The 3,720-nt window shown below is 37.3% G+C and carries 2 protein-coding genes; both read right to left on the bottom strand.

The genetic code is table 11. The annotated features are described in order from the left end of the window. Positions 1 to 106 precede the first annotated feature (106 nt). Positions 107 to 1,786 (bottom strand): dihydroxy-acid dehydratase, encoded by a 1,680-nt coding sequence (gene ilvD / locus ACY65O_RS10760; RefSeq protein ID WP_462220860.1) that lies wholly within the window; start codon positions 1,784 to 1,786, stop codon positions 107 to 109. A gap of 643 nt (positions 1,787 to 2,429) precedes the next feature. Next, positions 2,430 to 3,599, bottom strand: coding sequence for a 3-isopropylmalate dehydrogenase (gene leuB / locus ACY65O_RS10755; protein WP_462220859.1), 1,170 nt, complete (start codon positions 3,597 to 3,599; stop codon positions 2,430 to 2,432). Between the last annotated feature and the right edge of the window lie 121 nt (positions 3,600 to 3,720).

Genomic DNA, 3,720 nt, shown 5'->3' with positions numbered 1-3,720 from the left:
TCGTACAAAAAAGCTTCCAATACTGCCTGACTACCTGAGATGTTAGTATGCTTCTTCGCCTCTACTTTTTCTTCAACTAATTCTAATGTTTCCATAACAATTTATTTTAAGCTTCATCAGTTACACATCCCTCACTTGCATCTTTTACGCATTGTGCATATTTGTACAACACCCCTTTGGTAACTTTTAAAGCTGGTTGTTGCCATTTTTTTCTGCGTTCAGCAATAATTGCATCACTCACTTTCAACGTCATTTTTTTTGTAGCCACATCTATTTCAATTTCATCATCATCATGTACCAATGCAATTAAGCCACCATTGAATGCTTCGGGTGTTATATGCCCTACTACAAATCCATGACTCCCGCCACTGAATCTTCCATCGGTAATTAATGCCACATCTTTTCCTAAACCTGCACCAGTAATGGCACTAGTTGGTTTCAACATTTCAGGCATGCCCGGTGCACCTTTGGGCCCTTCATTTTTTATTACTACCACATCACCTTTTTTTACTCTGCCATTTGCAATGCCTGCAACCAAATCTTTTTCACCATCAAAGACCCTTGCAGGGCCAACAAAACGTTCGCCTTCTTTACCACTTATTTTTGCAACGCTTCCTTTTTCGGCAAGGTTGCCAAATAAAATTTGTAAATGGCCTGTTGCTTTTAAAGGTTGCTCTAATGGATAAATTATTTTTTGTGTTTCAAAATTTACCGGCGCAGTATTTTTTAAATTTTCTGCAATCGTTTTTCCTGTTACCGTTAAACAATCGCCATGCAACAAACCTTTATCCAGTAAATATTTCATTACAGCGGGTACGCCACCGTGAGCATGTAACTCCTGCATTAAATATTTTCCGCTGGGTTTAAAATCGGCCAGCACGGGTGTTTTATCACTGATGATCTGAAAATCATTTAACGTTAGATCCACATCCACAGCTTTTGCCATGGCAATTAAATGCAACACCGCATTAGTGCTTCCTCCAAAAATCATAATGAGGGTAATCGCATTTTCAAATGCTTTCTTCGTCATAATATCTTTAGGCTTCACATCTTTCTCCAATAAAATTTTTATTGCTTTGCCTGCATCTAAACATTCCTGTTTTTTTTCTTCACTCAATGCTGGGTTACTGGATGAGTAAGGCAAACTCATACCCAATGCTTCAATCGCACTCGCCATAGTGTTCGCAGTGTACATACCACCGCATGCACCTGCACCGGGGCAACTGTGTTTTACCACTTCTTTAAAATCTTCCGGCGTAATGGTGCCTGCAATTTTTTTTCCCAGCGCTTCAAAAGAAGAAATGATATTTAACTCTTCGCCTTTATAATGTCCTGCAGCAATCGTTCCGCCGTACACCATAATTGAAGGACGGTTCAATCTTCCCATGGCCATAATTGCACAGGGCATATTTTTATCGCAGCCTGGTAATGCAATTAATCCATCGTAATAAAATCCACCACACACTGCTTCAATACTGTCTGCAATTAAATCACGGCTTACCAAACTGTACCGCATACCGTCTGTTCCGTTGCTGATACCATCGCTTATGCCAATGGTATTAAAAATCAATCCTACCAAATCATTATCCCACACACCTTGCTTTGCAATTTTTGCTAAGTCATTCAAATGCATGTTGCAAGTGTTACCATCGTAACCCATACTGCACACACCCACCTGCGGTTTTTTTAAATCGTTTTCTGTTAAACCAATGCCGTACAACATGGCTTGTGCGGCCGGTTGTGTTTCGTCTTGTGTTAATGTTTTTGAATATTTATTTAGTTCCATACCCCTATCCCCTAAAGGGAAATTAATTGTGTTTTATTAAAAGAATTTTGTTACGATCATTTATTCTTTATTCATCTTCATTGGTCTGGCCTAAGGCGAGACACTCTTCAACTATATTTCTTTATTGAGCTTTAATTATGTTTTGCAAAAGCACCTGTCGTACCTACGGGACGTTGAAAAAATTATCCTAATTTTCTACCCACCTTAAGTTCCTATGGAACTATTCTAAATCATAATCTCATATTTATTCTTCGGTACAATCTTCTCCATTTCCCTCTCCTGCAGGAGAGGATAGGTGAGGTAAAAAAAACGACCCGCCTTTTTGGAGACGGGTCGCTGTATAATTTTAATTTTATTTTATAAGCTTGTTCCTCCTCCATGCAGTGCAGGTATAATAATGACAATCACAATAATAATTACTGTAATTTTTGTAATGACATTATTAAATTTGTTGCTCAACATAAAGGAATGTTATTACACAAATATACCTACACCAAAAATAAAAACCAAAGAACTTTTCCCCCATCTCCTAAAGGGGAGTTATTCAAACATTCCACTTTTTAATATTATTTCTATATTTCAAGCCCAATACTTCTCGATGATTATACAACCCTTTAAATAACTCCCCTTCAGGGGATGGGGGCTATATAATAGTTGATTTTCTCAACTCAATATTTTCTTTATTCAACCTGCCCGGAATTTTATTACCGATATAATCGCTGATCAATTCGCCAATGGTAGTGGTAAAATAAAAATTGATAGGTTCAATATCTTTGGTCACAAACTGATTCGCCAATGTCCACTCTACTGCTTCTCTTACCAAAGCCGCTTCTTCTCTTAATTCAAAATAATCCAGTAACATGGCAGCTGATAAAATTGAACCAATTGGATTAGCAATATCTTTTCCTGTTGCCTGCGGATAAGAACCATGAATAGGTTCAAACAAAGCTGTTTTATTTCCTACAGATGCAGAAGGCAGCAAACCTAATGAACCACTTATCACACTTGCTTCATCACTAATAATATCTCCAAACATATTTTCGGTAAGTATTACATCAAATTGTTTTGGATTTAAAATGATCTGCATTGCTGCATTATCAACAAATAAAAAATCTAATGCCACATCAGGATATTGAGCAGCTAATTCTTTCACTACTTTTCTCCAAAGCCTGGAGGTTTCTAATACATTGGCTTTATCAACCAGTGTTAACTTTTTTCTTCTCGTTTGTGCCGATTGAAAAGCCAAATGTGCAACTCTTTCTATTTCTTCTTTGCTGTAAGCACATTCATCAAACGCATAGGTTTCTTCTGCGTTGGTTTCTTTTTTTCCAAAATATATGCCGCCGGTTAATTCCCTGAAGATGATAAAATCTACCCCTTCGATATTTTTAGTTTTAAGCGGCGACAAGTGATGCAGCGAAGAATAAGTTGTAATCGGACGAATGTTGGCGAATAACTGCAATGCTTTCCTTATTCCAAGTAAACCTTGTTCCGGTCTAACCTTTGCCGTTGGGTCATTATCATATTTTGGATGACCGATTGCACCAAATAAAATAGCATCGCTGTCTAAACAAATATCAATAGTTTCTGTGGGCAATGGTGTTCCTGTTTTATCAATCGCATCCGCACCCAACAAACAATATTTGTACTCAAACTCATGGCCAAATTGTTCGGCAATAGCATTCAATACTTTTACTGACTGTTTGGTTACTTCCGGCCCAATGCCGTCACCTTCTATTACTGCAATTATCTTTTTGCCCCCATCCCCTGAAGGGGAGTTATTCAAATTTTCTATTTTTTTATCGCCGTTCATTTATTTCAATATTTTTATATCTCTTTATTTTAAATTTTTATTTTTTACATTTTCAATTTTATAAATAGTAACCCCCCCGATTATAATCGTACTCTTCGAATAACTCCCCTTCAGGGGATGG

This window comes from Ferruginibacter sp., assembly GCF_031430955.1.
In the GTDB taxonomy this organism is placed as follows: domain Bacteria; phylum Bacteroidota; class Bacteroidia; order Chitinophagales; family Chitinophagaceae; genus Ferruginibacter.
This window is presented reverse-complemented; position numbering and strand designations above follow the sequence as displayed.